The sequence below is a fragment of the Rhizobium sp. Root1212 genome (assembly GCF_001424985.1).
Taxonomy (GTDB): Bacteria; Pseudomonadota; Alphaproteobacteria; order Rhizobiales; family Rhizobiaceae; genus Pararhizobium.
Genome location: NZ_LMDA01000023.1, coordinates 219,344 through 245,942 on the forward strand (window position 1 = coordinate 219,344; position 26,599 = coordinate 245,942).

A 26,599-nucleotide genomic window follows, 5' to 3' on the forward strand; every position below is an offset into this window, starting at 1 on the left:
CTTACGAGGCCGCCGGCCTTTTTTATTGCCGCGGGGCGATGCGGGTTTCCACGGCCTTAGTAATGCCGTCGAGGTCGCGCGCCTTGCCGGCCAGCACCTCGATGGCGGCGACGGAAAGATCGTTTGCTGCATAGTCCGGTTTGTGGCCGAGATTGCGGACGCTGATCAGACGCGAGCCGGCGATAGCCTCGTGCAACTGCTTCGAATGGATATGGGCATAGACGATGCCATCGCTCTCGCCGGTGATGATGATCGTCGGCGCGTTGATTTCGCTATAGCGCGGTGCGATGCGCGTCACATAGTCGAAGAGATTGGCAATATCCGTGGCGTTGCTGCGGAAGACCGTGGGCCGCAAAGCGAGGAATGGGTTGGTGTCCTCGATATAACCCGCGGGGACCGGGTTGGGCGCGAAAACTGACGTCACGCTTTTTTCCAGAAGCATGCTGCCGACGGACGGGGCGATGACCCTGGAAAACCACCAGCCGAGAACCGGCATTCGCGTCACTTTGTAATGCCAGTCGATACCGCCCGGCCAGGGGTGGGTAGCTGGGGCCAGAAACAGCAATCCCGCCACCTTTTCAGGATGCTGGAGCGCGAAGCTTGCGGCAATCGCCCCGCCGAAGGAATGGCTGACGATGATCGCCTTTTTAATCCCGCGCTTTTCCATCAGCGTGGCGATGGCGCGGGCCTGGCCGTCCGGCAGGTCGTTTTCCGGCCCGCCACGTTCGGAATGGCCAAGGCCCGGACGATCGACGAACAGCATTTCCGCGCGGCCCGAAAGCGGCTGCAGGAAGGCGTGCAATTGATCCAGCAGGTTTCCGCTTGCACCATGGATGAAGACGAGCGGCGGCAGGTCTGCGGTCGCAGGGCGCGGCACATGCACGCTGTTCATGCGGAACCCGCCGACATCGATCAGTTCGCCGTTATTCCTGCGCCGGCGCGCGAAACGGGCAGCCTGACGGGCGCTGTAGCCATAGCCGACCACGAGAACAAGGAGCGCAAGGGACGAGAGGAGCAGCATCAGGCGCATTGTCTGCGAGATGGGGAGGGGCTTGCCGGCACGGTCAGGTCCGGTTTCCCGCCAGTTTTTCTTCGATCTCGCCGAACTGCTCCTGCGCCTTGCGGTCGGCGGGATAGACGGCGAGGAACTGCTCCCAGGCGCGCAGGGCCAATTCGTCCTTACCGGAAGCGGAGAGGATAGCCGCCATGCCCGCCAGCGCGCCGAAATGGCGCGGCTCCAGCATCAGCACGCGGTTTATGTCCGACATCGACTTGCGATAGTTGCCCATCTGGTAATGCAGCGTCGCCCGCTGGTTCCAGCCTTCGACGTAATCGGGCGCGAGCGCGATTGCCTGATCGTAGAGATCGAGCGCCACCGCCTGCTTGTTCGATTCGGCCGCCTTGGCCGCCCATTGCATCAGGAGATTGACCGAGGCGCTGCCGGACTCCTGCCATTCGAGCCGGATGCGGTCGGCGATATCCTTGGCCTTGTCGGCGTCGCTGGTCTTCTTCAGCTCCGCAAACAGCATATCGAGCCGCTGCTGGCGGGTCGGAAGCTCGGCGGAGACGGCAGGTTTGGTCGCTGTGTCGGCAGCTACGGCCACCGCACCGGCATGCGTCATCAAAACAGCGAGGAGGGGAATGAGATAGGGAGACATGCTTTTAGCCATGACGGAAAGGGTATCGCGCCATGGCCGAAGATCAAATCAAATTTGTGGTATCATCCAACGAAGAAGGCGCCGGGATCGGCAAAGATGCCCCGCGCCTGTTCGCATGCCCGCTTGTCCGCCGAAGCTTGCTTCGGCCGGAAACGCCATCAGCCCTGACGAGCCTTGAAGCGCGGGTTCAGCTTGTTGATGATGTAGATACGGCCCTTGCGGCGAACCAGACGGTTTTCGCGGTGACGAGCCTTCAGCGACTTGAGCGAATTTTTGATCTTCATTTTTCTGATCCGCAGTTTCGGGGGAAGAGTTCCCAGGTCTTTAACAATCAAAAGCACGCCGACAGACCGATGAGGACGGGCGCGCCTTTAGGTTGGCAGGCAAGTAACCCGAGGCTCCCGGATTGTCAACCATGCCCGGCGGGTTTTCCTGAGATCGGAGGCTATTTCCTCTGTTCTCAGCGCCCGGTCAGCCACGTGACATGGCCCATCTTGCGGCCCGGACGGGCCTCGCTCTTGCCGTATAGATGCACGAGCGTCGCGGGTTTTTGAAGCCATGCCGGCACGTCGTTTATGTCGTCGCCGATCAGGTTCTGCATCACGCAATCGGAATGGCGCGCGCCATCCGCAAGCGCGAGGCCCGCAACGGCGCGGATATGCTGTTCGAATTGCGAGACGACACAGGCGGCTTCCGTCCAGTGGCCGGAATTGTGGACGCGCGGGGCGATCTCGTTGGCGATCAGTCCGCCATCGGGTGTCACGAAGAATTCGACGCCGATGACGCCGACATAATCCAGCGCTTCGAGGATTGCCTTGGCAGCGGCTTTGGCTGCGGTCGCGGTTTCGTCGGAAATGGCGGCCGGCACAGTCGAGGTGTGGAGGATGCCGTTGCGATGGACGTTCTCGGCCGGGTCGAAGCAGGCGATGGCCCCGTCCTGGCCACGGGCGGCAATGATCGAGACTTCGCGCACAAAGGGCACAAAGCTTTCGAGAATCATCGGCACGCCGCCGAGCGCATCGAAGGCGCCGACGGGGCTGTCGTCGCTGCCCTTGAAGACGCGCTGGCCCTTGCCATCGTAGCCGAGGCGGCGTGTTTTGAGCACGCCCTTGCCGCCGAAATCGGCGAGGCCGGCTTCGAGGTCGGCCTGGCTGTCGATGACGTGGAATTTCGCGGTTTCGATGCCGCTTGCATTGAGGAAGCGCTTTTCCGTCACCCGGTCCTGCGCGACTTCGAGCGCCTTCGGCGGCGGATAGACAGGCTTGGCGCGGGCAAGCAGGGTTGCGGCAGCAACCGGCACGTTTTCGAATTCATAGGTGACGATGTCGCATTCGGCGGCTAGGCGGACAAGAGCGGCCTCGTCGTCATAGGCCGCCACGATCTGGCTGTTGGCGACCTGCGCTGCCGGGCAATCGGCCTGCGGTTCGAGGATGACGGTGCGGAAGTTGAGACGGGCGGCCGCCATGGCCAGCATGCGGCCGAGCTGGCCACCGCCGATGATGCCGATCGTCTTCATGTCTGGTCGACCGGATATTCGGCGACGGATGCCGACTGCGCCTCGCGCCAGTCGTCGAGCCGGCCCGCAAGCTCGGGATCGGAGAGGGCGAGCACGGCGGCTGCGAGAAGGGCGGCATTGACGGCGCCCGCGCGGCCGATGGCCAGCGTGCCGACGGGAATGCCGGCCGGCATCTGCACGATCGACAGGAGACTGTCTTGCCCCGAAAGCGCCTTGGATTGCACCGGCACGCCGAAAACCGGCAGCGGCGTCATCGAGGCGGCCATGCCGGGCAGGTGGGCTGCGCCACCGGCGCCGGCGATGATCACCTTGAAGCCTTCGTCGCGGGCGCCCTTGGCGAAGCTCACCAGCCGGTCCGGCGTGCGATGCGCCGAAACGATGCGGGCATCATAGGCGATGTCCAGCGCATCGAGCGTATCGGCGGCGTTCTTCATGGTTTCCCAGTCGGACTGGCTGCCCATGATGATGGCGACGGGCGGGGACGCTGCTTTGGTCAAGGCGTGCGCTTCCTCAGGCAATGATATCGGGAATGATCTGGTCTTCGATCTTGGTGATCTTGTCTTTGATCGCCAGTTTCTTCTTCTTCATCCGCTGGATGCGCAAGGCATCGCAACCGGTCTGGATCATGGCGTTGATCGCCGCATCGTAGTCTTCATGTTCCTGTCTCAGCCGTGCAACGCCCAGTCTGAGTTCGGCCTGATCCTGATCTGGCATTCAATTTTCCCCGTCGCGGCGCAGCGGCGGTTCGCCCGCCATCCACATCGATTTGTGGTCGCTCTAGCACAGAAATGCCGGTAACGGGAAGTTACCCTTGGCCACGATTTCGCCTTCGACAAATGAAAAATAGCGTGGCACACTTCGAAAGTTACAAACGGAACATCCGGCTTTCAAAGATCGGGTGCAAGCTAACGGAAGGGACTGCCACATGACGATTGAGGCTCATCTTGCAACGCTTGAGAAAAAACACGGCGCGCTGGAGCAGGAACTCCACACGGCCATGGCCCAGCCCTCGTTCAAGGACCAGGACATTGCGGATATCAAGAGACGCAAGCTGCGCTTGAAGGACGAGATCGAAAAGCTGCGTTCGTCCCACTGACGCTTCCATGATTTGACGGATTGAAAGCCGCCTGGAACGCCTGTTCCGGGCGGTTCGCATTTTAGAGACGCATGTCGTCGTCGCAAAACCGCGGCACACTTTTCCCTGACAAACTCTAGGACCAGAATTGGTCCAGCCACAGATTGACCCGGTCGAAACCGGGCTTGTTGATCGCATAGATGCGCTTCGTGCCGCTTGCGGAGACGGAAACCAGATTGGAATCAAGCAGCGCCTTCAGATGCTGCGAAACGGCGGGGCGGCTGATCGGCAGGCCTTGCGCCAGTTCGTTGACCGTTCTCGGCGCGCGACGGAGTTCTTCCAGCAAGTGCCGGCGGTTCGGGTCGGAGATCGCATCGAAGGGATCAGCGTGGGCCATGGCCGGAAGCTAAGGGAAATCCCGGCCTCCGGCAAGTAATTTGTGCAGTGCGAAAGAAATATTCTCGCAATTGCAACAATATGCGGAAGTGCCCGATTTCCGGTGCTTACCACGCCGCCGCCAGCGCTGCTGCGCCGTCATGGACGAGCTTGAGGCCGGCAAGGCAGGCCATCGTATACATGAAGGGATAGAAGACCTGCGGCTTCATGTGGCGCACCACCCATGCGCCGGCTGCCGTCGCGACCATGGCCGGCGGGAAAAGCGTCAGCGACGTCTTCAGATTGCTGAGATCGAGCTGGCCGAGCGCGAAATAGGGCACGAGCTTGACGGCATTCAGGATCGCGAAGAAGCGGACGATCGTGCCGGTATAGTCCCGCGGCGGCAGTTGCAGCGGCAGCGCATAGATCTGGAAGGGCGGGCCGCCGGCATGGGCGACGAAGCTGCCATAGCCGGAAAAGGTGCCGAGCACGGCTGCGGCGCCGGCGCGCTGCGGCTTCGGCGCGACGAAGGTGCCGCGGCGGGTGCGCCAACTGTGCCAGACATACCGCAGCACGAAGAGCACGACGAGAAGGCCGATGATCAGCTTCAGCGCATCCCGCTGCACATAGGCGGAGGTCGCCCAGCCGATGGCGATGCCGATCAGCCCGCCGGGCAGAAGCATGCGCAGCGTGCGGCCGTCGCCATGGCGGCGCCACATCCACAGCGAGACGATATCCATGGCGATCAGGATCGGAAGCAGAAGTGCAGCGGCCTCCACCGGCGGCACGGCGATCGACATCAGCGGCACGCCCATCAGCGAAAGCGCCTCGCCCATGCCGCCCTTGGAAAAGCCGACCAGCAGCACGGCGGGGATGGCGATCAGGTAGAAATCAAAATCGGGAAGCATGCGTGTCGGTTGATCCTTTTGCCTGCACGGTCTATCGCTTTTCTGAAATCAAATCGAGTGGGCCCCCGTGTCCCTCATGGAGAGACACATGAGCACTACAGACAATCGTTGCCGCCTCGTTCTCGTCGCGCCGGATATCGCCGATGCCGAGGCGTGCGCGCGGGTGGTGGGCGATGCGCTGCGGGGCGGCGATGTCGCCTCCGTCATCCTGCCGCAATACGGCCTCGACGAGCATGCCTTCCAGAAACATGCCGAGACGCTGGTGCCGGTCGTGCAACAGGCGGGAGCCGCTGCGCTCATCGCCGGCGACAGCCGTGTTGCCGGCCGCGCCAAGGCGGACGGCCTGCATGTCACCGGCAATGCCGAAGTGCTGGGGGAAGCGGTCGAAAAATTCACGCCGAAGCTGATCGTCGGCGGCGGCAATGCGGCCGACCGCCACCACGCGCTGGAAATGGGCGAGGTGCGGCCGGATTACATCTTCTTCGGCAAGCTTGATGGCGACATCAAGCCTGAGGCCCATCCGAAAAACCTGGGGCTCGGCGAATGGTGGGCCTCGATGGTGGAAATCCCCTGCATCGTCATGGGCGGCACTGATCCGGAATCGGCGCTTGCGGTGGCGGAAACGGGGGCGGAATTCGTGGCGCTGCGCCTTGCCGTCTTTGCCGAGCCGGAGCAGGCTGCCTCGATCGTTTCGAACGTTAACGCGCTTCTTGACGAAAAAGCGCCACGGTTTGAAGATTAAGACCATTCCATGTCACATCGCCGCCGCCTGACCGCCAGTATGCTCTGCCTCGGCCTGACCCTTGGTCCGGTCGTGGGAATGCATTCCGTCGCCTTCGCGCAGGAGGCCTTGCCGGGCGTGACGCAGGAGCCGGAACAGGCACCGGCCGAAAAGCGCGGCCGTATCACGCCGTTCAATGGCGCCGCCCTGCCGGAAGACGAGGTTCTGCGGCTGCAGCCGCCGGTCGATGCCAAGAAGATCCAGACGAAGGCGGAAGAGCCGGTCAAGCCCTCCGGCGGCGTCGGCGTGTTCGACCGCATGGGCGCGGTGCTGCCGGCGCTTCCGGCCGAGAAGCCGTTCGAGGGCAAGCCGGACGATGCCTACGGCGCCTTCCAGCGCGGCTATTATCTGACGGCGCTCGAAATCGCCCTGCCGAAGGCGCAGCTCGGCGATGCCGCTGCCCAGACGCTGGTTGCCGAGATTTTCTCGCAAGGGCTTGGTGTTGCGAAAAACACCAAGGATGCGGCCTTCTGGTATGAACAGGCTGCCAATGCCGGCAATCCCTCGGCGATGTTCAAATACGCTCTCATTCTGATGGATGGCCGCGATGTTCCCCGCGACCGCAAACGCTCCGAAGAGATGATGAAGAAGGCGGCCGACAGCGGAAATGCCTTGGCGCAATTCAACTACGGCCAACTTCTCGTCGCAGACATGCCGGGACCGAAGGGCCTGAAGGCGGCCCAGCCCTATTATGAGAAATCCGCCGAGCAAGGTATTGCCGATGCGCAATATGCGCTGTCGCAAATCTATCTCAATGTCGACGGCATCGACGAGGCCAAGCGCGAGACGGCGCGGCAATGGCTGACGCGCGCCGCCAAGGCCGGTTACGACACCGCCCAGCTCGACCTTGCCATCTGGCTTGTCGATGGCGTCGGCGGCGACCGCAATCTGGAAGAGGGATTCAAGTGGATGCGCCGGGCGGCCGAACGCGGCAATGTCGTGGCGCAGAACAAGCTTGCCCACCTCTATGTCAACGCCATCGGCACGCGGCCCGATCCGATCGAGGCGGCCAAGTGGTATGTGCTGTCGCGCCGCGCCGGCCTCACCGATCCGGCGCTGGAGGATTTCTATCTCGGCCTTGAGGACGACCAGCAGAAGGCGGCGCTCGATGCGGCCAACAAACACCGCCCATCCTGAGGCTTTACCCTCTTTTCAAGGCGAGGCTTGAATTTTGGCCGCGTTTGTGGTCTTGAAGCGCCCGGTCGGCTGATCGTGGGTCAGACGGTCGGCAATGCCGTGCGCCTCAGGCTCTGCCTTGACTGGTCCGGCACGACTGCGATCTCCCGATGGTGTCATCCGCGCCGAGACCCCGATGTTTGAATAAGGTGAGCGCCCCTGCATCGACTTCCGATGCGGCGCTCTGTAAGTCTATTTTCTGCCGGTCGTTGCTGCGGCCGGCATTTCCGTTCCAAAGGAAGCCAAGATGGCCCGTTCTGCTCTTCTCAATGTCATGGTTCAGGCCGCATTCAAGGCCGGCAAGGGCTTGGCCCGCGATTTCGGCGAAGTTCAGAACCTGCAGGTGTCGCTGAAAGGTCCGGGCGACTACGTCTCGCAGGCCGACCGCAAGGCCGAGAAGCTGATCCGCGAAGAACTCCTGAAGGCGCGCCCGACCTACGGCTTCCTCGGCGAGGAGAGCGAAGAGATCATCGGCACGGACGGCGCCCATCGCTGGATCGTCGATCCGCTCGACGGCACCACCAACTTCCTGCACGGCATTCCGCACTTCGCCATCTCGATCGCGCTGGAACGCCAGGGCGAAATCGTCGCCGGCGTCGTCCTCAACCCGGCGACCGACGAACTCTACACCGCCGAACGCGGCGGCGGCGCCTTCCTCAACGATCGCCGCCTGCGCGTCGCGGCCCGCAAGAACCTGTCGGATGCCGTCATCGGCACCGGCACGCCGCATCTCGGCCACAGCAACCACGGCACCTATCTCGTCGAGCTGCGCCATGTCATGGGCGAAGTCGCGGGCATCCGCCGCATGGGCGCCGCCGCGCTCGATCTCGCCTATGTCGCGGCCGGCCGCTTCGACGGTTTCTGGGAGCGCGACCTGCACGCCTGGGACCTCGCAGCCGGCATCCTGCTCATCCGCGAAGCCGGCGGCTGGGTCGCTGATATCGACGGAGGCAACAAGCCGATAGAAGACGGCTCGATCGTTGCCGGCAACGAATATATCCGCAAGGCCCTGCACGAGGTCCTGCACCGTCCGGTTCCGGGCAAGTAAGCACCGCGTCGCGCCGGTGCAAACCGGCGCCTTTGCTCTTCAATTCGGCACAAAGTTCCTCTAGTCTCCCGGCCAACGCCGCGACGCACCTATTTTTGTGTGCAGCTGCGCAATGCAAAAGCGGAGACTGAAGCCCTATGGCGAAAGTTGAACTGTCGGGCTGGGACAGCGGCCTCAGTGACGGATACAATCCCCAGAAACTGACGAGCCCCATGATCTTCTTCTGGATCATGGTGATTTTCCTGATCATCGTCGCGTTCGTCGGCGCCATTCTGTTTCGTCAGGCCCATGCGGCCTTCATGAGCAATCCGGGCCTCAACGGCCTGATCCTCGGCGTTTTGCTGATCGGTATCCTGCTCGTTTTCCATCATGTGCTTGGCCTTCGCCCGGAAGTGCGCTGGTTCAATTCCTTCCGCGCCGCCGGTAGTGCCGACAAGGTCGGCCGCGAGCCGGTGCTGCTCGCACCGATGCGGGCGCTGATCGGCCAGCGGCATTCGATGGCGATCTCGACCGCGGCGCTGCGTTCGATCCTCGATTCGATCGCCACTCGCCTCGACGAATCGCGCGATACGTCCCGCTACCTCATCGGCCTGCTGGTTTTCCTCGGCCTGCTCGGCACCTTCTGGGGTCTGCTGGGCACGATCAGCTCGATCAACACGGTCATCCAGTCGCTCGATGCCGGCTCCGGCAGCACCGAGGATGTGCTTTCCGCCCTGAAGACCGGCCTTTCCGCGCCGCTCTCGGGCATGGGCACCGCGTTTTCGACCTCGCTCTTCGGTCTTTCGAGTTCGCTGATCCTCGGCTTCCTCGACCTGCAGGCCGGCCGCGCCCAGAACCGCTTCTACACCGAGCTTGAAAACTGGCTCTCCTCCGTCACAGATGTCTCTTCCGATCATACCGTCGTCTCCGACGGCCCGAACGGTGCCCCGAGCGAGGAACTGCGCGCCCTGACGGAACAGCTCTACCGCCTCAACCAGGACGGCGGCATGAGCCAGCGCACCACGGCTGCCATGGCAAGCCTCGCCGAAGGCATACAGGGCCTCGTCAAGAACATGCGCGGCGAGCAGCAGATGCTGCGCGACTGGATCGAGGCGCAGCAGGAGGAGGCGAAATCGATGCGCAAGACGCTCGACAAGCTTTCCGCCCGCATCGGCGAAAAGCCCGTTCATAGCGAACGCACCAATCGCGCGTTGCGCGACGAAGCGGGGGAATGATCGATGGCTCTGGCGCGCAAGGGCCGAAGCCATCGCACGGTCGATTACTGGCCGGGCTTCGTCGATGCCCTGTCGACCCTGTTGCTGGCGATCATGTTCCTGCTGTCGGTCTTCGTGCTGGCGCAGTTCCTGCTCAGCCGTGAAATCAGCGGCAAGGACGATGTGCTGAACCGACTGAACAGTCAGATCAACGAACTGACCCAGCTTCTGGCGCTGGAAAAGAGCGGCAAGCAGGATCTGGAGGATTCGCTCGCCAACCTGCAGGCATCGCTGGCGACCTCCGAGGGTGAGCGCTCCCGGCTGCAGGCGCTGCTCGATCAGGGCACCGGTAGCTCGGATGTTGCCAATCAGCGGATCGGCGACCTGACGGGGCAGCTCGATACCGAAAAGCAGGTCAGCGCCCGCGCGATGAGCCAGATCGATCTGCTCAACCAGCAGATCGCCGCCCTTCGCAGCCAGATCGCCGCCATCGAAAACGCTTTGCAGGCCTCCGAGGCCAAGGATACGGCCTCGCAGACCAAGATCGCCGATCTGGGCCGCCGGCTTAACGTGGCGCTGGCCCAGCGGGTGCAGGAGCTGAACCGTTATCGCTCCGATTTCTTCGGCCGGTTGCGCGAAATTCTGTCCGACCGCGAAAACATCCGCATCGTCGGCGACCGCTTCGTCTTCCAGTCGGAAGTGCTCTTTCCTTCCGGCGGCAACGAACTCAATCCGGCAGGGCAGGAGGAGATGGCGAAGCTGGCGACGGCGCTGCTCGATCTCGCTAAGGAAATTCCGCCGGAAATCAACTGGGTGCTGCGCGTCGACGGTCACACCGACAACGTGCCGCTCTCCGGCTCCGGCCGTTATGCCGACAACTGGGAGCTTTCATCGGCGCGCGCGACGTCGGTGGTGAAATTCCTGATCTCCAGGGGCGTGCCGGCCGACAGGCTGGTGGCTGCCGGTTTCGGCGAATTCCAGCCGATCGCCGAAGGCGACAGCAAGGAAGCCCGCGACCAGAACCGCCGCATCGAGCTGAAGCTGACGGAAAAGTAGCGGCGGCGGTTTTCCCTTCTCACCGCGGGGAGAAGGGTATCCACGGCATCGCCCTCAACCTATCTCGTTCCCGTCTTTGCTGTTGCTTTACCCTTACGTCCGCGTAAGCTTTTGGCGAATATCGGGAGGGAGCGCATGGATTGCGAAGTGCTTGTCATCGGCGCGGGGCTTGCGGGCCTTGTCGCTGCGACGGAAGCTGCGGAGCGTGGCCGCAGCGTCATCATCGTCGATCAGGAAGGCGAGCAGAATCTCGGTGGGCAAGCTTTCTGGTCGCTGGGCGGCCTGTTCCTCGTCGATAGTCCCGAGCAGCGGCGCATGCGCATCCGCGACAGCCTCGCCCTTGCCCGGCAGGACTGGATGGGCTCCGCCGGCTTCGACCGGCCGGAGGACCACTGGCCGCGGCTCTGGGCGGATGCCTATCTCGATTTCGCGGCGGGCGAGAAACGCTCGTGGCTGCATAGTCTCGGCATGCGCTGGTTTCCGGTGGTCGGATGGGCCGAGCGTGGTGGCGGGCTAGCCCATGGCCACGGCAACTCCGTGCCGCGCTTCCATGTCACCTGGGGCACGGGGCCGGCGGTGCTGGAACCCTTCATCCGCAAGGCGCGGGCGGCGGAGGAAAAGGGGCTGCTGCGTTTCCGTTTCCGCCACCGCGTCGATGACCTGATCGTGCGCAATGGGACGGTTTTCGGGGCGGCTGGGGCGGTGCTGGAGAATGATCCGGTTGTGCGCGGTGCAAGAAGTAGCCGCGAGATAGTCGGCGATTTCGAGATCAGTGCCGGCGCCGTCATCGTCACCTCCGGCGGGATCGGTGGCAATCATGATCTGGTGCGCCGCGCCTGGCCGGTAGAGCGGCTGGGGCCTCCGCCGCGATCCATGGTAAGTGGCGTTCCCCATCACGTGGATGGCCGCATGCTGGAGATAACCAGCCGTGCCCGCGGCTCGGTCATCAATGGCGATCGCATGTGGCATTATACCGAGGGCTTGAAGAATTTCGCGCCGATCTGGCCGGATCACGGCATCCGCATCCTGCCAGGACCGTCCTCATTCTGGTGCGATGCCGATGGCAATCGTTTTTCCGCGCCGGCGATGCCGGGTTTCGATACGCTCGGCACGCTGTCGGCCATTCGCCGCACCGGCCATGATTACAGCTGGTTTATCCTCACCAAAGCAATCATCAAGAAAGAATTCGCCCTCTCCGGCTCCGAACAGAACCCGGATTTGACGGATAAGGACATTCCACTGCTGCTCAAGCGCCTGGGCAGGAAGCCGCCCGGCCCGGTTCAGTCCTTCATGGACAAGGGCGAGGATTTCATCGTCCGCGACCGGCTGGAAGATCTCGTGACGGCGATGAACGCGCTGACGGGCGAACAGCGCCTGTCGGAAGGTCATCTGCGCTGGCAGATCGAGGCGCGTGACCGGGAGATCGGGAACGCCTTTTCCAAGGATGCGCAGGTGACCGCGATCCGGGGCGCGCGCGGCTATCTCGGCGATCGACTGATGCGCACGGCAAAACCGCACCGCCTGCTCGATCCGAAGGCCGGACCGCTGATCGCCGTCCGGCTGCATATCCTGACGCGCAAGACGCTCGGCGGCCTGCAGACCGATCTTTCAGGCCGCGTGCTGGAGCTTTCCGGCAAGCCGGTGGAGGGGCTTTATGCGGCCGGTGAAGTCGCCGGTTTCGGCGGCGGCGGCATGCACGGCTATAATGCGCTTGAAGGTAGCTTCCTCGGCGGCTGCATCTTCTCCGGCCGGGTAGCGGGCCGGAGCGTCTGATCAGGTTCCGGCGATGCGCAGTTCCTCGGCGGCATGGTCGAATTGCAGCCGGGCGAGCTTGGCGTAGAGACCGCCGTGGCGGACGAGGGAGGCATGGTTGCCTTCCTCGACGATCCGGCCCTGATCCATCACCAGAATACGGTCGGCCTTCAGCACGGTTGCGAGGCGATGGGCGATGACCAGCGTCGTGCGGCCTTGCATCAGGCCGTCGAGCGCCTTCTGCACCAGCACTTCGCTTTCCGCGTCGAGTGCCGAGGTCGCTTCATCGAGCAAGAGGATCGGAGCATCCTTGAGGATGGCGCGGGCAATGGCGATGCGCTGGCGCTGGCCACCCGAAAGCGTGATGCCGCGCTCGCCGACCTGGGTGTCGTAGCCATAGGTCAGACGCGAGATGAATTCGTCCGCCTGCGCGGCGATTGCGGCGGCGCGCACGGCTTCACGGGTGGCGTTCGGCATACCGAAAGCGATGTTGTCGTGCACCGATGCGGCAAACATCGTCACATCCTGCGGCACAATGGCGATGCGCCGGCGTAGCGCGTCGGGATCGACAGCGCGGGCATCGATGCCATCGACGAGCACGGCGCCCTTTGCCGGATCGTAGAAACGCAGAAGCAGCGAGAAGACCGTGCTCTTGCCGGCGCCGGAGGGACCGACGATGGCGACGGTTTCACCGGGCTTCACCGCGAAATCGAGGCCCTTCAGGCTCTTTTCGTCCGGGCGGGCCGGGTAGGCGAAATAGACATCCTCGAACACGACCCGGCCTTCGGCGGGGTTCGGCAGCGGTGTCGGCTGGGGCGGGGCGGCGATTTCGGGCGTTTCCGCCAGAAGTTCGCCCAGTCGCTCGGCGGCACCCGAAGCCTGCGAAAGTTCGCCCCAGACTTCCGACAGCGAGCCGAGGCTGCCGGCCGCGAAGACGGAGTAAAGCAGGAACTGGCTGAGCGTCCCGGCCGAAATCGCGCCGGAAAGTACATCCTGCGCTCCGAACCAGAGCACGGCGACGATGCTGCCGAAGATCATGACGATGGCAAAGGCGGTAAGCACCGCGCGTGCCTTCACGGCGGCGCGGGCGGCGTCATAGGCATTCTCGACCGCGGCCGCATAGCGCGACTGCGCAGCCCGCTCGGCGTTGAAAGCCTGCACGGTACGGCTCGCGGAGATCGCCTCGCCGGCATAGGCGGAAGCGGCGGCCAGCGTATCCTGCGCCTGCCGGGAACGGCGGCGCACCGAGCGGCCGAAGGCGACCAGCGGGAAGACGATGACCGGAATGGCCGCGAGCACGAGGCTTGAAAGCTTCGGGCTGGTATAGACCATCATGCCGATCGCGCCGAGACAGAGGATGAGGTTTCGCAGCGCCACGGAAGCGGTCGCGCCGACGGCGGACTTGATCTGCGTCGTATCCGCCGTCAGGCGCGAGACGATCTCGCCGGACTGGTTGACGTCGAAGAACGAGGCGGAAAGCCGGGTGACGCGGTCGAAGACTTCGCGGCGCAGATCGGAGACGATGCGCTCGCCGAGGGTGATGACGAAATAATAGCGGGTGGCGCTGGAGAGCGCGAGGATGACGGCGAGGATCACCAGCATCGAGAAATAGGTATTGATGAAGCCGGAATCTGAGGTGGAGAAACCGTGGTCGATCATGCGGCGCACGGCGGTCGGCAGCGCCAGTGTGGTGACGGCTGCGGCCATGAGCGAAACGAGCGCGCCTGCGACCAGCAGGCGGTAGCGTCTGACATAGGGGAGAAGTTGTCCGAGGGGACGCAGCGATTTTCTTGCCGCCGCCGGGGAAACTTCGTTTGCCACATGACCTCCAATTGCGGAAGAAGCGGCGAATCTCGCATGAACCTTCTTCGGCGGTACTTGTTATCCGGGTGACCATCATGTATAGGCACGGCATCAAATTGGGAAGCCGTAGCCCGCAAGCGGTCTGCGGCTTCATTTACGTGTTCGGTCCGCCTGCCGCAATGCCTTGCGACAATTGGACCCTGGAACTGCAGGAAGATTGTTATGAAGGCTGATATCCATCCCGCTTACCACACCATCAAGGTGGTCATGACCGATGGCACCGAATACGAAACCCGCTCGACCTGGGGTTCGGAAGGCGCGACCATGAACCTTGAAATCGACCCGAAGTCGCACCCGGCCTGGACCGGCGGCAACCAGCAGCTCATGGACCGCGGTGGCCGCGTTTCCAAGTTCAAGAAGCGCTTCGAAGGCCTCGGCCTCTAAGACTTTGCAAAGCCGCCCCGGCGGCCTGCATGCAAAAAGCCCTGTCAGCGATGACGGGGCTTTTTTGTTATGCGCTTTTTCGCGGGCGGTGACGCGGCAATAAAAAAACCCGGCCTGAAGCCGGGTTTCGAAATGCCGATGTCTCAATAATCAGCTGTTGCCGAAGGCGGTCTGCAGCAGGTTGAGCTGCGCCTTGACGCCGTTCTGGTTGTCGGGAACGAAGCTGCCGGCTTCCTGCGGGCGGTAGATTTCGCGGTCGAGCAGGGCGACGCGATTCTGCAGGCGCAGCGAGCGCTCGACGAGATCGCGGAAACCTTCCGGCAGGTCGTTCCAGCCGGGGGCGGTGCGATCGACGTTGAAGCTGTCGAGGCGCACCTTGCTCTTTTCAGATAGCACCTGGTCGCGGCTCATCTCGCCGTTGTTGACGGCGCGCTGCAAAAGCAGCCAGGAGGCCATCTGCATCAGGCGGGTGGTGAGCCGCATGGATTCAGCCGCATAGAGCACCGAGGCCATGCGCGGCAGAACCTTCGAGGCTGCGCGGCCCGTCCCGTCGAGATAGCTGGCGGTTTCTTCGACGAGACCCATGCCTTCCGCATACAGCGCCTTGAACTGCGCGGACGACGCAGCATGGCCCGCGAAACTCACGGTGTTCAATCCCCGCTCGGACATGATCTCAAATCCCTGTTTAACGCATCAACTTGGTCAGGTAACGGGCTATGCGGGCAATTGTTTCCGCGCTCGTTTTCATGGGCTTAAGAATGATCCCATAGACCATTTCGCGCAAGGGCATTCTTAAGAAAGGGTTAATCTCCACAATTCTTTGGCAATTGTGGAAAAAAGCGCAAAAAAAGAGCCGCGTAGGCGGCTCTCAAGGTAAAACAGGGAGAAAAATCAGACCATTCGCCGATCGGGAAATTGTCTGAGTCCAGAGCGATCTGGATGATCCAGTAATATCTTGTAATGCTTAATAAAGCTTTACGACGACCTGAGTCACGACGGAGTGATGCTCGATTTTGCATCAAAATTTCATTTTTCGACTGAAGGCGGGCAGGTGATTCTCCGCTGAAACAGCGGCACCGCCGGTCAGCGGCGGAAGATGCTTTCGGCTGCCGATTTGCTTGCCGACTTCTGCGCGATCGCTGCCTCCAGACGTTCGATCTCCTGGCGCAGAACACCGACGCGGTTTGCGAGTTCGTCGACCGAAAGCTGCGACAGGTCGCAGCCAAGCTCGTGGGCCGGTTTCTTCTTGGGGAGATCGTCGTCGAAGAGGCTCATGCCGTTGCCCTCATGCCGGGGTCCTGCGGCTGCTCGGCATTTTCCTCCAGCGGAGCTGCCCGCGGCGAAAGCTGCAGGCTTTCCGGGGTGGTGAGCGTGCCGGGATTGATCGTCGAGTACGCATCGCGCTCGTTGACCGGAACGGGCGCGCGCATGCGGCTGCGGAAGATCGCGTAGATCACGATCAGGATATGGGCGCAGGCCGTGATCATGAACAGGCCATAAGGCCCCATGATCGTCATGACCGGGCCGCCGAGCGTCGGGCCGATGATCGTGCCGATGCCGTAAAGCAGCAGCAGGCCGCCCGAGATTTTGACGAAATCCTCCGACGAGGCGAAGTCGTTGGCGTGGGAAACGGCGATCGGATAGAGCGCGTTTGCCGCAGCGCCGTAGATGCCGACGAAGGTGATCAGCAGGACGACGCCCGTGGGTTCGATCAGATAGAGCAGCAGACCTGCTATAGCGGCGACCCCGGCAAGGGCGGCCAGCACATAGCGGCGGTCCATGCGGTCGGAGAGGCGGCCGGCGGGAAACTGCATCACCGCGCCGGCGAAGATGACGGTACTGACCATCAGGGCGACATTGCTGTCCGTCAGGCCGGCCTGACGACCGAACACGGCGCTGAGCGTACCATAGGCACCATTGGCGATGCCGATCAGCAGGATGCCGAGGAACGACACCGGCGAGTTGCGGTAGAGCCCGCGTAGGTCGAGAGACACCTGTTTCAGCGGTTGCGGCGAATCGGCGGTCGACAGCAGCGTCGGCAGCATCGCCAGGCAATAGACAATGCCGCAGATCATGAAGAACAGGGTCGTGTTGGTATCGCCGAAGGGGATCAGCATCTGGCCGGCGACGACGCCGAACAGGGTAATGGCGATGTAAAGCGAGAAGATCGCGCCGCGGCTTTCATTGGTGGCCCGCTCGTTCAGCCAGCTTTCGATGATCATTGAGCAGCCGGCCGTGGAGAAGCCGGTGAAGGCGCGCAGCACCACCCACCAGATGGGATCGACCAGCAGGCCGGTAAGAAGCGCGATGATCGCCAGCAGGGCGGCAAAGCCGCTGAAGGCGCGCACATGGCCGGCGCGGCGCACAAGCTTCGGCGCCGTCAGGCAGCCAAGCACGAAGCCGCTCGCCCAGGATGTACCGAGCAGACCGAGCAAAGTTGCCGAATAGCCTTCCGTCGTGCCGCGCATCGGCAGCAGCAGGCCGTGCAGGCCGTTGCCGAGAAACAGGAACAGGGTTCCGAGCAAAAGGGCGGCGACGGGGAGGAGGTTCTTTCTCATATGAAATCCGCTGGTTCCGGGCGCGTCGGGAAAGGTAGGGCGATGTTCCGGCAAATGCCAGCCGTAAAATCACGGGTGTCGGAGATTGCAAATTTCAGTCGCAACGCATAGCCCTGATTCCACAAATTTTTTAGGTGATTGCGAAGCAGCCTGTGGCTGCCGCCACGCACCGGTTGGAAGCACGATGCCGAAACTTCTGTCGATCCTGTTCCTCCTGATGATGGCGATCCATGTCCTGAAGCCCATCGGCCTGCCGGGACTGAAGCGGCGGCGGGATTTCTGGAAGATCGCCGTGGCGGCTATTGCCGTGATGATGCTGACGGTATTGATCAGGCCATAACATAGAAAGCCCGGCCGCTTGCGCGACCGGGCTCCCCTCTCTCCCACCCTGAACTCAATCAGGCGGCTTGTTCGAGATCCTTTTTCCAGCCGCCGGTGGCGGCGAGGCTGCACATCTTGGCGCGGTGCAGGAAGGCGCGCTGGCCGGCGGCGATATTTTCCGGCTTGCCGCCCCAGGCGCTGAGCGCTTCGGCCTGCAAAGCGCGGCCGTAGGAGAAAGTCAGGCCCCAGGGCAGGGTGTGGCCGGCGACCATCGCCGAAAGATGGGCGGTCGCTTCCTCGGTGGACTGGCCGCCGGAGAGGAAGGCGATGCCGGGGACAGCCGCAGGCACGGTGCGCTTCAGCACCTCGATGGTGCGGTCGGCGACTTCGTTGACGGAGGCCTTGCGGCTTTTCTTGCCGTCGATGACCATGCTCGGCTTGAGGATCATGCCTTCCAGCGAAACGCGGGCTTCGGCAAGCTCGTCGAAGACGATGCGCAGCACGTTTTCAGTGACCTCGTGCGAACGCTCGATCGTGTGGGTGCCCGGCGCGCCGTCCATCAACACTTCCGGCTCGACGATCGGCACGATGCCGGCTTCCTGGCAGAGGGCGGCGTAGCGGGCGAGCGCCTGCGCGTTGGCGCGGACGGCGCCGCGGGTCGGCAGCACCTCGGAGATGGAGATCACGCCGCGCCACTTCGCAAAGCGGGCGCCGGCGTCGTAATAGGTCTTCAGTCGGGCGGCTAGGCCGTCGAGGCCTTCGGTGATGGTCTCACCGGGGAATTTCGCCATCGGTTTGGCGCCGGTATCGACCTTGATGCCGGGAATCGAGCCTGCGGCGCGGATGACGTCGACGAAGGGCGTGCCGTCTGCCGCCTTCTGGAACAGCGTCTCTTCATAAAGAATGACGCCGGAGATGCTGGATTTCATCGCCTCATCGGTGCGGAACAGCATTTCGCGGTAGTCGCGGCGCGAGGTTTCCGTCGATTCCAGCCCGATCGTATCGAAGCGCTTGCCGATCGTCGCGGTGGATTCGTCGGCCGCGAGCAGACCCTTGCCCTTGGCGACCATGGCGGCTGCGATGTCTTCCAGTCTTTCGCTCATCTGGCATTCTCCCTGTTCTTTGCGAGGCCTTGCCGATAGCAGAAGAATAGGGCAATTCAAGAAAGATTAAAATATTTTAAACGATTGAAATTACTTTAATCGATTGAAATGCTGTCGTTTTCCCACTGCTCCGTCATCCTCGGCCTTGTGCCGAGCAGGACGGAGGTAGTCCAAAGTCCAACAAAAAACCCGGCACAAGGCCGGGTTTCGTCGAGGACACGTGAAGCCGATCACTTCGCTTGGTTGAGGATATCGACGCCCGGAAGGGGCTTGCCTTCCATCCATTCGAGGAAGGCGCCACCGGCGGTCGAGACATAGGAAAGATCGTCGGCAACGCTGGCATGGTTCATCGCCGAAACCGTGTCGCCGCCGCCGGCGACCGAGATCAGCGCGCCGCTCTTGGTGCGGGCAGCCGCGTGTTTGGCAACGGCGACGGTCGCCTTGTCGAAGGGAGCGATTTCGAAGGCGCCGAGCGGTCCGTTCCAGACCAGCGTCTCGGCCTTGGAAACCCACTCATTGACGGCAGCGATCGACTTCGGGCCGACATCGAGCACCATGGCATCGGCCGGGATCGCGTCGATATCGACGGTTTCGTTATCGGCACCGGCCTTGAACTCGCGGGCGACGACGCCATCGACCGGCAGCACGATGGCGCAGCCGGAAGACGCCGCTTCGATCATGATCTTCTTGGCGGTCTCGGCGAGATCATGTTCGCAGAGCGACTTGCCGACATTGGTGCCGCGGGCCGCGAGGAAGGTATTGGCCATGCCGCCGCCGATGACGAGCGCATCGACCTTCTTCACGAGGTTCATCAGGAGATCGATCTTGGTCGAGACCTTGGCGCCGCCGACGATGGCGACGACCGGGCGCTTCGGATTGCCGAGACCCTTTTCCAGAGCCTCAAGCTCGGCCTGCATGGTGCGGCCGGCATAGGCCGGAAGAAGCTGTGCGAGACCTTCGGTCGAGGCATGGGCGCGGTGGGCGGCCGAGAAGGCGTCGTTGACATAGATATCGCCATTGGCGGCCAGCGCCTTGATGAAATCCGGGTCGTTCTTTTCCTCGCCCTTGTGGAAGCGGGTGTTTTCGAGCAGCAGCACGTCGCCATTGTTCATGGCGGCGACGGCGATCGCAGCCTTTTCGCCGATGCAATCGGCGGCGAACTGGACGCGATGATCGAGGATGTCTTCGACAGCGGGCGCGATGAACGCAAGCGACATATCGGCGACCGGCTCACCCTTCGGGCGGCCAAAATGGGCGAGCAGGATGACCTTGGCGCCCTTTTCCGAAAGCTCGCGAATGGTCGGCACGACGCGTTCGATGCGGGTGGCATCCGTCACCTTGCCGTCCTTGACCGGAACGTTGAGATCGACGCGCACGAGCACGCGCTTGCCGGCGATGTCGGTGAGGTCGTCGAGGGTCTTGAAGGTCATCAGTTTTCTCCGGTCATAGTCTTTTGAAAAGGGTGGGGTAGTCCGTCACCAGCCCGTCCTCGTCGAGGGGAAGCTCGGCCGTAAAGCTGCGGTCCTCGGCTTCATAACGATAAAGCCGGTCTTCGACGAGGCAGGTGTAGCGCTGGCTATCGCGCAGCGGCTTGAAGCTGTCGAAGGGAACATAGAGCATGTCGAGCTTGACGGTGCCGTCCTGCGGCTGAAGCCCGAGGCGGCGGATCGGCAGGCTGTTGGTGAAGGGTGTTCCTGCAAGGTCGATATCGATGCAGCCCTCGAACTGGGGGAGGGGTATGCCGGCCTCATTGCGCCAGTGCCCGTTTCCATCGGATGAAAGGGCCAGCCGCACGCCATCGGTGGTTTCGATACTGAAGGACAGAACGGCCCAATCGGCATTGCAATCGATGATGTAGCGGACGCCATAGGGGCGGCCGCCGCGTTCTCCGATCAGCACGCTTGCGGCACGGATGCCCCCGTCGTGCGGACCTATGCTGAGATGTTCGAGCCCTTCCCCATCCAGCGGGCGCCAGCGGGCCGTGGTCGGGGAAAGGCCGCGAAACATGGTCTTAGATCAGCTTTGCCATCGCAACGGCCGTATCGGCCATGCGGTTGGAGAAGCCCCACTCGTTGTCGTACCAGCTCAGCACGCGCACGAACTTGCCTTCCAGAACCTTGGTCTGGTCGTTGGCGAAGATCGAGGAGTGGCTGTCGTGGTTGAAGTCACGCGAGACCAGCGGCTCGTCGGTGTAGCCGAGGATGCCCTTCAGCGCGCCATCGGCCAGAGCCTTGATCGCGCCGTTGATTTCGGCAACCGTCGTGTCGCGCTTGGCGACGAACTTGAAGTCGACGACCGAGACGTTCGGGGTTGGAACGCGGATCGAGGTGCCGTCGAGCTTGCCCTTGAGGTGCGGCAGCACGAGGCCGACGGCCTTGGCGGCGCCCGTCGAGGTCGGGATCATGGAAAGGGCTGCAGCGCGGGCGCGGTACAGGTCCTTGTGCATGGTGTCGAGCGTCGGCTGGTCGCCGGTGTAGGAATGGATCGTGGTCATGAAGCCATGATCGATGCCGACGGCGTCGTCGAGCGCCTTGACGACCGGAACCAGGCAGTTCGTCGTGCACGAAGCGTTGGAGATGACCAGGTGGTCCTTGGTCAGTTGGTCGTGGTTGACGCCGAAGACGACGGTGAGGTCTGCACCATCTGCCGGAGCCGAAACGATGACGCGCTTTGCGCCGGCCGTCAGGTGGGCGGCAGCCTTGTCGCGGGCGGTGAAGATGCCTGTGCACTCAAGCGCGATGTCGACGCCGAGTTCCTTGTGGGGAAGGGTCGCCGGGTCCTTGATCGCGGTGACCTTGATCGGCTTGCCGCCACCGACGATGATCGAGTCGCCTTCGACCTTAACGTCGGCCGGGAACTTGCCGTGGATCGAATCGTAGCGCAGCAGATGTGCGTTGGTTTCGACCGGGCCGAGGTCGTTGATGGCGACGACTTCGATGTCGGTGCGGCCGGATTCGACGATGGCGCGGAGAACGTTGCGGCCGATACGACCAAATCCGTTGATGGCGACTTTCACTGTCATTGGGGATCTCCCTGTAAACGGTTCTTGGGAAGGCGGTTTGGAGCGCACCGTCAAGGCGCGCTCCGCAGTGTCTCAGGCGAGCTTGGCTTCAGCGGCAGCGACGATCGCTTCCACGGTGATGCCGAAGTGCTTGAACAGGTCCTTGGCCGGAGCCGAAGCGCCGAAGGAGTGCATGCCGATGAAGGCACCGTCGACGCCGATGAACTGGTCCCAGCCCTGGCGGACGGCGGCTTCGACGCCGATCTTGACCGGCGCGTTGCCGAGCACTTCACGCTTGTAGGCGTCCGACTGTTCGTTGAACAACTCGACGCAGGGGACGGAAACGACGCGCGCGGCGATGCCCTTGCCGTTCAGTTCGGCGGCGGCCTTAACGGCAAGCTCGACTTCCGAACCCGAGGCGAAGATCGAAACCTTGGCATCGGCGGCGGCGACGAGTTCGTAGGCACCCTTGGCGCTGAGGTTTTCAGCGACATAGGTCAGGCGCGACGGTGCGAGGTTCTGGCGGGTCAGCGCCAGGCCGGACGGACGGTGCTGGTTCTCCAGCGCGAGCTGCCAGCATTCCGCGGTTTCGACCGCATCGGCCGGGCGGAACATCAGGAGGTTCGGAATGGCGCGGAGCGCCGCCATGTGCTCGACCGGCTCGTGGGTCGGGCCATCTTCGCCGACGCCGATCGAATCATGCGTCAGCACGTGGATGACACGGATGCCCATGAGGGCGGCCAGTCGGATCGACGGACGGCAATAATCCGAGAAGATCATGAAGCCGCCGGAGTAGGGAATGAGACCGCCGTGCAGCGCGACGCCGTTCATGGCAGCCGCCATGCCGTGCTCGCGGATGCCCCAGTGCACGTAGCGGCCGGAGAAATCGGTCGGGGTGATCGACTTCATCTGGCTGGTCTTGGTGTTGTTCGACGGCGTCAGGTCGGCCGAACCGCCCAGCGTTTCCGGCAGAATACCGTTGATGACTTCGAGAGCGTCTTCCGAGGCCTTGCGGGTGGCGACGGTCGGCGGGTTTTCGGCAAGCTTCTTCTTGTAGGCGTCGATGGCGGCATCGAAGCCACTGACGAGCTCACCTGCGAAGCGGCGATTGAATTCCGACTTCTTGCCCGCCTCGGTCGCGGCAAGGCGGCCTTCCCAGGCTTCGCGGGCGCCCTTGGAGCGGGCACCTGCTTCGCGCCAGGCGGCGAGAACGTCGGCCGGGGTTTCAAATGCCGGGCTTTCCCAGTTCAGCGCCTTGCGGGTGGCGGCGATTTCCTCCGCGCCGAGCGGCGAGCCGTGCACCTTGTGGCTGCCGGCCTTGTTCGGGGCGCCGAAGCCGATGGTCGTCTTGCAGGCGATGAAGGTCGGGCGGTCGGACTTCTGGGCGGCTTCGATGGCGGCGGCGATCTCATCCGGGTTGTGGCCGTCGACGCGGATCGTGTTCCAGTGAACGGCCTGGAAGCGGGCGATCTGGTCGGTCGAATCCGACAGCGAGACGGCGCCGTCGATGGTAATGTTGTTGTCGTCCCAGAAGAGAACGAGCTTGTTCAGCTTCAGGTGGCCGGCAAGCGCGATCGCCTCATGGCTGATGCCCTCCATCAGGCATCCGTCGCCGCAGAGCACGTAGGTAAAGTGGTTCTGCAGGTCGGAGCCAAACTCCTCTTCGAGCTTACGCTCGGCAATCGCCATGCCAACGGCATTGGCAATGCCTTGGCCGAGCGGACCGGTGGTCGTTTCGATGCCCGAGGCATGGCCGTATTCCGGGTGGCCGGCGGTTTTGGAGCCGAGCTGGCGGAACTGCTTGATATCCTCGATGCCCATGTCCTCATAGCCGGTCAAATAGAGCAGCGAGTAGAGCAGCATCGAGCCGTGGCCGGCAGAGAGCACGAAGCGGTCGCGATCCGGCCACAGCGGGTTCTTCGGATCGAACTTCAGGTAGCGGGAGAACAGGACCGTCGCCACGTCAGCGGCGCCCATCGGCAGGCCGGGATGCCCCGAATTGGCCTTTTCGACGGCGTCCATGGAAAGGAATCGGATTGCATTGGCCATCCGGTCGTGTTGTGCGCGAGAGATCATAGACTGTTCCGCTTGAATGAGTGGACAGGGGCCGGTCTCGAAAATCCTCCAGAGACCGTGCCGGAAGCGGGTGACACATAGCATCTGCGCCGTTGGAGTCAATCAAAACGGCCCTTTTCGGCGCCTTTCCGTCGCATTTTCGGGCGTTGGAAAGGGGAAGGCGCGTCCGGTGGCTTTGGGCGATGCGAATCGATTTAAATGTGTGCTGATCCACAGCTTCCGTCCTGTCGTGGCACAGGTGCCGTTGTTCCCGCCGATGGAATGGGTTTAATAGGAAAGGACGATGGAACATGCGAGGCCTGTGCGCCGATTCGACGCGGGCTGGAAGGGCGACATGACGGCAGCAAAGACAGTCAGGGCAGCGATCGAGGAATTGCGTGGCGCCGTGGCCGGTCTGGACAGCGCCATCGAGCGACGTTTCGATCGCGAGCTGGAGCATAGCGAGATCGAAGGCGAGGTTCGCCGCGTCAACACGGATCGCTCGCGCCTCGCGCAGGAGCTCGACCAGTCGCAATTCCGCGCCAACCGGCTGGAGGAGGTCAACCGCGAGGTCTCCCGACGCCTCGTCACGGCCATGGAAACCATCCGGGCGGTGCTCGACAGGTAAACGGCCAGAAGGGTTAGGAAACGCATGGCGCAGGTGACGGTAACGATCGATGGCAAGGCCTACCGCATGGCCTGCGAAGAGGGCCAGGAAGGCCATCTGGAAGAGCTTGCCACGCGCTTCGACCAGTATGTCGGCCACCTCAAGAGCCAGTTCGGCGAGATCGGCGATCTTCGTCTCACCGTCATGGCCGGCATTATGGTGATGGACGAACTCAGCGAACTCAACCGCCGCCTGAAGTCGTTGGAAGCCGAGGTCGATACCCTCAAGCGCACCCGCGACAGCGCGCAGTCCGATAATGCCAAGGCCGAGGAGGTGCTGGCGACGGCGCTTTCGGAAGTGACCGCGCAAATCCAGAGCATCGTCGCCAAGGTCAACGCGCCGCCGGCCAAGCCGGCAGCTTAAATCGCCTTTCGCAATAATCGACCGCTAAGTTTACGCGGGACACTGGCGCGGAGGCCGAAAGCTCTCTATATTCTCCCTGCGGTCTGCGCTTCCCGACAGGAACCACAATCCCTGGGGCCATACTCGATCCAAAGGGAGCTGTCCCTGACCAGGCCCGTGGGCTTGGACATATGGCGCCCACCTACGTTTGTAGGCACCCAGGATCGTAAATCTCCATCGGTCGTGTGGATCGCACTTTCTTCTCTCCCTAAAGTCGGGTCGTTCCGCGAAATGCCTCGCGAATGGCATTTGCCATACTATCGACGATCACGTCTGGCTGGCGCGACCGTGTGCGCAAAACCACGCTCGAAAAATCGATCACATCATAGCCATCCGCAACTGTCAGTTCCCGGCAACCTTCCGGGATATTGCTGCGGGACATCGGTGAGACGGCAAGGCCCGAGGTGACCGCCGCGATCAGGCCGCGGCCGGTGCGGCTGACATAGGCGATCCTGCTCTCGATGCCCGATCTCTTCAGGTTCACTGCGGCGAGGTCGTCGCACCAGCCGCCTTTTGCATGGGTGTAGGTGGCAACCGGCAGCGGACGCCGCAGATGGGTTTCATGCTGGATCGACGTCATCCAGACCGTGGGATCGACCCGTAGAACCTCGTGTCGTGTCTGTTTTTCCGGTTCGAAGACCACGGCGATGTCCAGCGCGCCCTCCTGGAGGGCGGCGAGCGTCGACATGCTCGATCCCTCGCGCACCGTGACCTCGACGCCGGGATGGATCGCGGCGAAGGCGCCGAGCGCGCGGGGCAGTTCCGAGCTGACATATTCCTCGGGAATGCCGATCCGTACGGCGCCGTCGAGCAGAGGGGCGCGGAGCGTCGCTGCGGTGTCGTCGAGGAGCGCGATGATCCGCCGGGCATTGTCGAGCAGGCGGGCACCCTGTTTCGTGATGCTGACGCCGCGCGCGCCGCGCTCGAACAGCGGTTCGCCGAGGATATCCTCCAGCTTCCTGATCTGCATGCTGACGGCCGATTGCGTGCGGCCGACCCTATCGGCAGCTTTCGTGAAATTTCCGACGTCGGCAACGGCGACGAAGGTGCGTAGCAGATCGCTTTCGAGGGGTGGCAGCATCGGTCAAGCCATTCGATAATCGAATGACTGCCATTTTTGCAATTCGTTGGATTGATGTCAACGCACGGCCGATACTGCCCGCGATCGGGGGAAAGCGGCATGGGCTATGTCATCGGAAAAGGTTCTCTTCTTCTTTCCGCGATCCGCCGCCGCCTTTCCGGTTGGCGGATGGAAAGAATACGGAAACGGGCGTTGCAGACGATCCAGCGCCGGGAGGGAACCCATCTTCTCGATGATGCCGGGATGGAACGCCTGGATACGCAGGCCGGAGACGAAGACCAGCGGTCCCGGCCGTGGATGTTATGAAATCAAATCCATGCGGGCGGCGCGAAAAATCGCTTCGGCGAGATTGGCGGCCTGCAGCTTGCGCATGGCGGAATGAAAGGCTTCGTCGACCCGTTCGTGCGTGATGTCGGTCTCGCGGGTAATGTCCTCGCGGGTCCGGCCACTGGCCGCCAGGGTGAGGCAGCGCAATTCGAGCGCATCGAGATCAAGGTGCAGTGTGTCCTTCATGGACCTGTCATTCCTGTTCGTGACGGCTCTCCGCTGGTATCGCGGCCACCGAACCGTCTTGCTTCTTCCGGGTTCTTCTTGCCCGCCGGTGTGCCGTTTTGACAGCAGAACCG

The 26,599-nt window shown here is 62.8% G+C and carries 31 protein-coding genes and 1 other RNA gene; 13 read left to right on the plus strand and 19 right to left on the minus strand.

The features are described 5' to 3' along the window. Positions 1-22 precede the first annotated feature (22 nt). The 6 genes from ASC86_RS19075 to ASC86_RS19100 all read right to left on the minus strand — a co-directional run bounded on the left by ASC86_RS19075 (position 23) and on the right by ASC86_RS19100 (position 3,888). Positions 23-1,021, minus strand: a complete 999-nt coding sequence (locus tag ASC86_RS19075) for an alpha/beta hydrolase (RefSeq protein WP_056325181.1) — start codon at positions 1,019-1,021, stop codon at positions 23-25. A gap of 43 nt (positions 1,022-1,064) precedes the next feature. Continuing rightward, positions 1,065-1,658, minus strand: a complete 594-nt coding sequence (locus tag ASC86_RS19080; protein ID WP_156387115.1) for a hypothetical protein — start codon at positions 1,656-1,658, stop codon at positions 1,065-1,067. 158 nt (positions 1,659-1,816) lie between these two features. After that, complete coding sequence (ykgO, locus tag ASC86_RS19085) at positions 1,817-1,942, minus strand: type B 50S ribosomal protein L36 (protein ID WP_018327898.1); 126 nt, start codon at positions 1,940-1,942, stop codon at positions 1,817-1,819. Positions 1,943-2,118: 176 nt separating this feature from the next. Continuing rightward, positions 2,119-3,174, minus strand: a complete 1,056-nt coding sequence (locus tag ASC86_RS19090; RefSeq protein WP_056324811.1) for a 5-(carboxyamino)imidazole ribonucleotide synthase — start codon at positions 3,172-3,174, stop codon at positions 2,119-2,121. Beyond that, positions 3,171-3,635: a 5-(carboxyamino)imidazole ribonucleotide mutase gene (gene purE, locus ASC86_RS19095; RefSeq protein ID WP_056325186.1), complete on the minus strand. Its 465-nt coding sequence runs from the start codon at positions 3,633-3,635 to the stop codon at positions 3,171-3,173. Before purE ends, ASC86_RS19090 begins: the two co-directional genes overlap by 4 nt. 49 nt (positions 3,636-3,684) lie before the next feature. After that, a complete protein-coding gene (locus tag ASC86_RS19100; RefSeq protein WP_056324814.1) occupies positions 3,685-3,888 on the minus strand; it encodes a YdcH family protein in 204 nt (67 codons plus the stop codon). A 211-nt stretch (positions 3,889-4,099) separates the two neighbouring features. On the opposite strand from ASC86_RS19100, the gene ASC86_RS25370 reads away from it, so the two are divergent. Further along, entirely contained in the window at positions 4,100-4,270 is a 171-nt protein-coding gene (locus ASC86_RS25370; protein WP_082510305.1) for a DUF465 domain-containing protein, read from the plus strand. Positions 4,271-4,385: 115 nt separating this feature from the next. Here ASC86_RS25370 and ASC86_RS19105 read toward each other — a convergent pair whose 3' ends face one another. Further along, complete coding sequence (locus tag ASC86_RS19105; RefSeq protein ID WP_056324816.1) at positions 4,386-4,646, minus strand: metalloregulator ArsR/SmtB family transcription factor; 261 nt, start codon at positions 4,644-4,646, stop codon at positions 4,386-4,388. Positions 4,647-4,752: 106 nt separating this feature from the next. Continuing rightward, the gene (locus ASC86_RS19110) at positions 4,753-5,532 is read right to left on the minus strand and encodes a sulfite exporter TauE/SafE family protein (RefSeq protein WP_056324819.1); all 780 of its coding nucleotides are present in this window, start codon (positions 5,530-5,532) and stop codon (positions 4,753-4,755) included. A gap of 88 nt (positions 5,533-5,620) precedes the next feature. Between ASC86_RS19110 and ASC86_RS19115 the strand changes: the two genes are divergently transcribed. The 6 genes from ASC86_RS19115 (at position 5,621) to ASC86_RS19140 (ending at position 12,559) form a co-directional block, all read left to right on the plus strand. Continuing rightward, entirely contained in the window at positions 5,621-6,274 is a 654-nt protein-coding gene (locus ASC86_RS19115; protein ID WP_056324822.1) for a thiamine phosphate synthase, read from the plus strand. 78 nt (positions 6,275-6,352) lie between these two features. Further along, positions 6,353-7,450, plus strand: coding sequence for a tetratricopeptide repeat protein (locus ASC86_RS19120; RefSeq protein WP_244477653.1), 1,098 nt, complete (start codon positions 6,353-6,355; stop codon positions 7,448-7,450). A gap of 286 nt (positions 7,451-7,736) precedes the next feature. Next, entirely contained in the window at positions 7,737-8,537 is an 801-nt protein-coding gene (locus tag ASC86_RS19125; protein WP_056324827.1) for an inositol monophosphatase family protein, read from the plus strand. A gap of 137 nt (positions 8,538-8,674) precedes the next feature. After that, the gene (locus ASC86_RS19130) at positions 8,675-9,751 is read left to right on the plus strand and encodes a MotA/TolQ/ExbB proton channel family protein (RefSeq protein ID WP_056324829.1); all 1,077 of its coding nucleotides are present in this window, start codon (positions 8,675-8,677) and stop codon (positions 9,749-9,751) included. 3 nt (positions 9,752-9,754) lie between these two features. Further along, positions 9,755-10,786 (plus strand): peptidoglycan -binding protein, encoded by a 1,032-nt coding sequence (locus tag ASC86_RS19135; protein WP_056324832.1) that lies wholly within the window; start codon positions 9,755-9,757, stop codon positions 10,784-10,786. 135 nt (positions 10,787-10,921) lie between these two features. Then, positions 10,922-12,559, plus strand: a complete 1,638-nt coding sequence (locus ASC86_RS19140) for an FAD-binding dehydrogenase (RefSeq protein WP_056324835.1) — start codon at positions 10,922-10,924, stop codon at positions 12,557-12,559. Here ASC86_RS19140 and ASC86_RS19145 read toward each other — a convergent pair whose 3' ends face one another. Then, positions 12,560-14,359, minus strand: a complete 1,800-nt coding sequence (locus ASC86_RS19145) for an ABC transporter transmembrane domain-containing protein (RefSeq protein WP_056324838.1) — start codon at positions 14,357-14,359, stop codon at positions 12,560-12,562. Between the two features lie 204 nt (positions 14,360-14,563). On the opposite strand from ASC86_RS19145, the gene rpmE reads away from it, so the two are divergent. Beyond that, positions 14,564-14,785 carry a 50S ribosomal protein L31 gene (rpmE, locus tag ASC86_RS19150; RefSeq protein ID WP_023516320.1) on the plus strand — a complete coding sequence of 74 codons (222 nt, stop codon included), beginning with the start codon at positions 14,564-14,566 and terminating at the stop codon, positions 14,783-14,785. A 150-nt stretch (positions 14,786-14,935) separates the two neighbouring features. Here rpmE and ASC86_RS19155 read toward each other — a convergent pair whose 3' ends face one another. The 3 genes from ASC86_RS19155 to ASC86_RS19165 form a co-directional block, all read right to left on the minus strand. Beyond that, positions 14,936-15,454: a DUF1465 family protein gene (locus ASC86_RS19155; RefSeq protein WP_056324840.1), complete on the minus strand. Its 519-nt coding sequence runs from the start codon at positions 15,452-15,454 to the stop codon at positions 14,936-14,938. 414 nt (positions 15,455-15,868) lie between these two features. Continuing rightward, entirely contained in the window at positions 15,869-16,060 is a 192-nt protein-coding gene (locus ASC86_RS19160) for a DUF1192 domain-containing protein (RefSeq protein ID WP_056324842.1), read from the minus strand. Beyond that, positions 16,057-17,343, minus strand: a complete 1,287-nt coding sequence (locus tag ASC86_RS19165; protein ID WP_056324845.1) for an MFS transporter — start codon at positions 17,341-17,343, stop codon at positions 16,057-16,059. The genes ASC86_RS19160 and ASC86_RS19165 overlap by 4 nt, the downstream gene beginning before the upstream one ends. 184 nt (positions 17,344-17,527) lie before the next feature. Here ASC86_RS19165 and ASC86_RS26280 point away from each other — a divergent pair, with 184 nt between their 5' ends. Further along, complete coding sequence (locus ASC86_RS26280) at positions 17,528-17,683, plus strand: hypothetical protein (protein ID WP_200943834.1); 156 nt, start codon at positions 17,528-17,530, stop codon at positions 17,681-17,683. Between the two features lie 58 nt (positions 17,684-17,741). On the opposite strand, the gene ASC86_RS19170 is transcribed toward ASC86_RS26280, so the two are convergent. The 5 genes from ASC86_RS19170 to tkt form a co-directional block, all read right to left on the minus strand. Beyond that, positions 17,742-18,767, minus strand: a complete 1,026-nt coding sequence (locus ASC86_RS19170) for a class I fructose-bisphosphate aldolase (RefSeq protein WP_056324847.1) — start codon at positions 18,765-18,767, stop codon at positions 17,742-17,744. Positions 18,768-18,997: 230 nt separating this feature from the next. Next, on the minus strand, positions 18,998-20,200 hold the full coding sequence (locus tag ASC86_RS19175; RefSeq protein ID WP_200943836.1) for a phosphoglycerate kinase: 1,203 nt from the start codon (positions 20,198-20,200) through the stop codon (positions 18,998-19,000). A gap of 10 nt (positions 20,201-20,210) precedes the next feature. Further along, positions 20,211-20,774, minus strand: coding sequence for a putative glycolipid-binding domain-containing protein (locus ASC86_RS19180; protein WP_056324852.1), 564 nt, complete (start codon positions 20,772-20,774; stop codon positions 20,211-20,213). 4 nt (positions 20,775-20,778) lie between these two features. Next, positions 20,779-21,789 (minus strand): type I glyceraldehyde-3-phosphate dehydrogenase, encoded by a 1,011-nt coding sequence (gene gap, locus ASC86_RS19185; RefSeq protein WP_056324856.1) that lies wholly within the window; start codon positions 21,787-21,789, stop codon positions 20,779-20,781. Positions 21,790-21,861: 72 nt separating this feature from the next. Then, positions 21,862-23,844 carry a transketolase gene (gene tkt, locus ASC86_RS19190; RefSeq protein ID WP_056324858.1) on the minus strand — a complete coding sequence of 661 codons (1,983 nt, stop codon included), beginning with the start codon at positions 23,842-23,844 and terminating at the stop codon, positions 21,862-21,864. Positions 23,845-24,178: 334 nt separating this feature from the next. Between tkt and ASC86_RS19195 the strand changes: the two genes are divergently transcribed. From ASC86_RS19195 to ssrS, 3 genes are all read left to right on the plus strand, one after another. Beyond that, positions 24,179-24,451: a DUF4164 domain-containing protein gene (locus ASC86_RS19195; RefSeq protein WP_056325188.1), complete on the plus strand. Its 273-nt coding sequence runs from the start codon at positions 24,179-24,181 to the stop codon at positions 24,449-24,451. Positions 24,452-24,475: 24 nt separating this feature from the next. Continuing rightward, complete coding sequence (locus ASC86_RS19200; protein ID WP_056324862.1) at positions 24,476-24,853, plus strand: cell division protein ZapA; 378 nt, start codon at positions 24,476-24,478, stop codon at positions 24,851-24,853. A 77-nt stretch (positions 24,854-24,930) separates the two neighbouring features. Next, positions 24,931-25,088: non-coding RNA, 6S RNA (gene ssrS, locus ASC86_RS25375), on the plus strand. Between the two features lie 12 nt (positions 25,089-25,100). Here ssrS and ASC86_RS19205 read toward each other — a convergent pair. After that, positions 25,101-25,973, minus strand: a complete 873-nt coding sequence (locus tag ASC86_RS19205) for a LysR family transcriptional regulator (RefSeq protein WP_056324866.1) — start codon at positions 25,971-25,973, stop codon at positions 25,101-25,103. A 99-nt stretch (positions 25,974-26,072) separates the two neighbouring features. On the opposite strand from ASC86_RS19205, the gene ASC86_RS19210 reads away from it, so the two are divergent. Beyond that, positions 26,073-26,279, plus strand: a complete 207-nt coding sequence (locus ASC86_RS19210) for a hypothetical protein (RefSeq protein WP_056324869.1) — start codon at positions 26,073-26,075, stop codon at positions 26,277-26,279. On the opposite strand, the gene ASC86_RS19215 is transcribed toward ASC86_RS19210, so the two are convergent. Further along, on the minus strand, positions 26,274-26,486 hold the full coding sequence (locus ASC86_RS19215; protein WP_056324872.1) for a LuxR C-terminal-related transcriptional regulator: 213 nt from the start codon (positions 26,484-26,486) through the stop codon (positions 26,274-26,276). The two genes, ASC86_RS19210 and ASC86_RS19215, sit on opposite strands and share 6 nt — an antisense overlap. Positions 26,487-26,599: the final 113 nt, after the last annotated feature.

Bases quoted from the DNA above. Each gene is read 5' to 3' on its own strand.
- ASC86_RS19075 (WP_056325181.1), bottom strand. From the start codon at position 1,021: ATGCTGCTCCTCTCGTCCCTTGCGCTCCTTGTTCTCGTGGTCGGCTAT.
- ASC86_RS19080 (WP_156387115.1), bottom strand. From the start codon at position 1,658: ATGTCTCCCTATCTCATTCCCCTCCTCGCTGTTTTGATGACGCATGCC.
- ykgO (WP_018327898.1), bottom strand. From the start codon at position 1,942: ATGAAGATCAAAAATTCGCTCAAGTCGCTGAAGGCTCGTCACCGCGAA.
- ASC86_RS19090 (WP_056324811.1), bottom strand. From the start codon at position 3,174: ATGAAGACGATCGGCATCATCGGCGGTGGCCAGCTCGGCCGCATGCTG.
- purE (WP_056325186.1), bottom strand. From the start codon at position 3,635: ATGGGCAGCCAGTCCGACTGGGAAACCATGAAGAACGCCGCCGATACG.
- ASC86_RS19100 (WP_056324814.1), bottom strand. From the start codon at position 3,888: ATGCCAGATCAGGATCAGGCCGAACTCAGACTGGGCGTTGCACGGCTG.
- ASC86_RS25370 (WP_082510305.1), top strand. From the start codon at position 4,100: ATGACGATTGAGGCTCATCTTGCAACGCTTGAGAAAAAACACGGCGCG.
- ASC86_RS19105 (WP_056324816.1), bottom strand. From the start codon at position 4,646: ATGGCCCACGCTGATCCCTTCGATGCGATCTCCGACCCGAACCGCCGG.
- ASC86_RS19110 (WP_056324819.1), bottom strand. From the start codon at position 5,532: ATGCTTCCCGATTTTGATTTCTACCTGATCGCCATCCCCGCCGTGCTG.
- ASC86_RS19115 (WP_056324822.1), top strand. From the start codon at position 5,621: ATGAGCACTACAGACAATCGTTGCCGCCTCGTTCTCGTCGCGCCGGAT.
- ASC86_RS19120 (WP_244477653.1), top strand. From the start codon at position 6,353: ATGCATTCCGTCGCCTTCGCGCAGGAGGCCTTGCCGGGCGTGACGCAG.
- ASC86_RS19125 (WP_056324827.1), top strand. From the start codon at position 7,737: ATGGCCCGTTCTGCTCTTCTCAATGTCATGGTTCAGGCCGCATTCAAG.
- ASC86_RS19130 (WP_056324829.1), top strand. From the start codon at position 8,675: ATGGCGAAAGTTGAACTGTCGGGCTGGGACAGCGGCCTCAGTGACGGA.
- ASC86_RS19135 (WP_056324832.1), top strand. From the start codon at position 9,755: ATGGCTCTGGCGCGCAAGGGCCGAAGCCATCGCACGGTCGATTACTGG.
- ASC86_RS19140 (WP_056324835.1), top strand. From the start codon at position 10,922: ATGGATTGCGAAGTGCTTGTCATCGGCGCGGGGCTTGCGGGCCTTGTC.
- rpmE (WP_023516320.1), top strand. From the start codon at position 14,564: ATGAAGGCTGATATCCATCCCGCTTACCACACCATCAAGGTGGTCATG.
- ASC86_RS19155 (WP_056324840.1), bottom strand. From the start codon at position 15,454: ATGTCCGAGCGGGGATTGAACACCGTGAGTTTCGCGGGCCATGCTGCG.
- ASC86_RS19160 (WP_056324842.1), bottom strand. From the start codon at position 16,060: ATGAGCCTCTTCGACGACGATCTCCCCAAGAAGAAACCGGCCCACGAG.
- ASC86_RS19165 (WP_056324845.1), bottom strand. From the start codon at position 17,343: ATGAGAAAGAACCTCCTCCCCGTCGCCGCCCTTTTGCTCGGAACCCTG.
- ASC86_RS26280 (WP_200943834.1), top strand. From the start codon at position 17,528: ATGCCGAAACTTCTGTCGATCCTGTTCCTCCTGATGATGGCGATCCAT.
- ASC86_RS19170 (WP_056324847.1), bottom strand. From the start codon at position 18,767: ATGAGCGAAAGACTGGAAGACATCGCAGCCGCCATGGTCGCCAAGGGC.
- ASC86_RS19180 (WP_056324852.1), bottom strand. From the start codon at position 20,774: ATGTTTCGCGGCCTTTCCCCGACCACGGCCCGCTGGCGCCCGCTGGAT.
- gap (WP_056324856.1), bottom strand. From the start codon at position 21,789: ATGACAGTGAAAGTCGCCATCAACGGATTTGGTCGTATCGGCCGCAAC.
- tkt (WP_056324858.1), bottom strand. From the start codon at position 23,844: ATGATCTCTCGCGCACAACACGACCGGATGGCCAATGCAATCCGATTC.
- ASC86_RS19195 (WP_056325188.1), top strand. From the start codon at position 24,179: ATGACGGCAGCAAAGACAGTCAGGGCAGCGATCGAGGAATTGCGTGGC.
- ASC86_RS19200 (WP_056324862.1), top strand. From the start codon at position 24,476: ATGGCGCAGGTGACGGTAACGATCGATGGCAAGGCCTACCGCATGGCC.
- ASC86_RS19205 (WP_056324866.1), bottom strand. From the start codon at position 25,973: ATGCTGCCACCCCTCGAAAGCGATCTGCTACGCACCTTCGTCGCCGTT.
- ASC86_RS19210 (WP_056324869.1), top strand. From the start codon at position 26,073: ATGGGCTATGTCATCGGAAAAGGTTCTCTTCTTCTTTCCGCGATCCGC.
- ASC86_RS19215 (WP_056324872.1), bottom strand. From the start codon at position 26,486: ATGAAGGACACACTGCACCTTGATCTCGATGCGCTCGAATTGCGCTGC.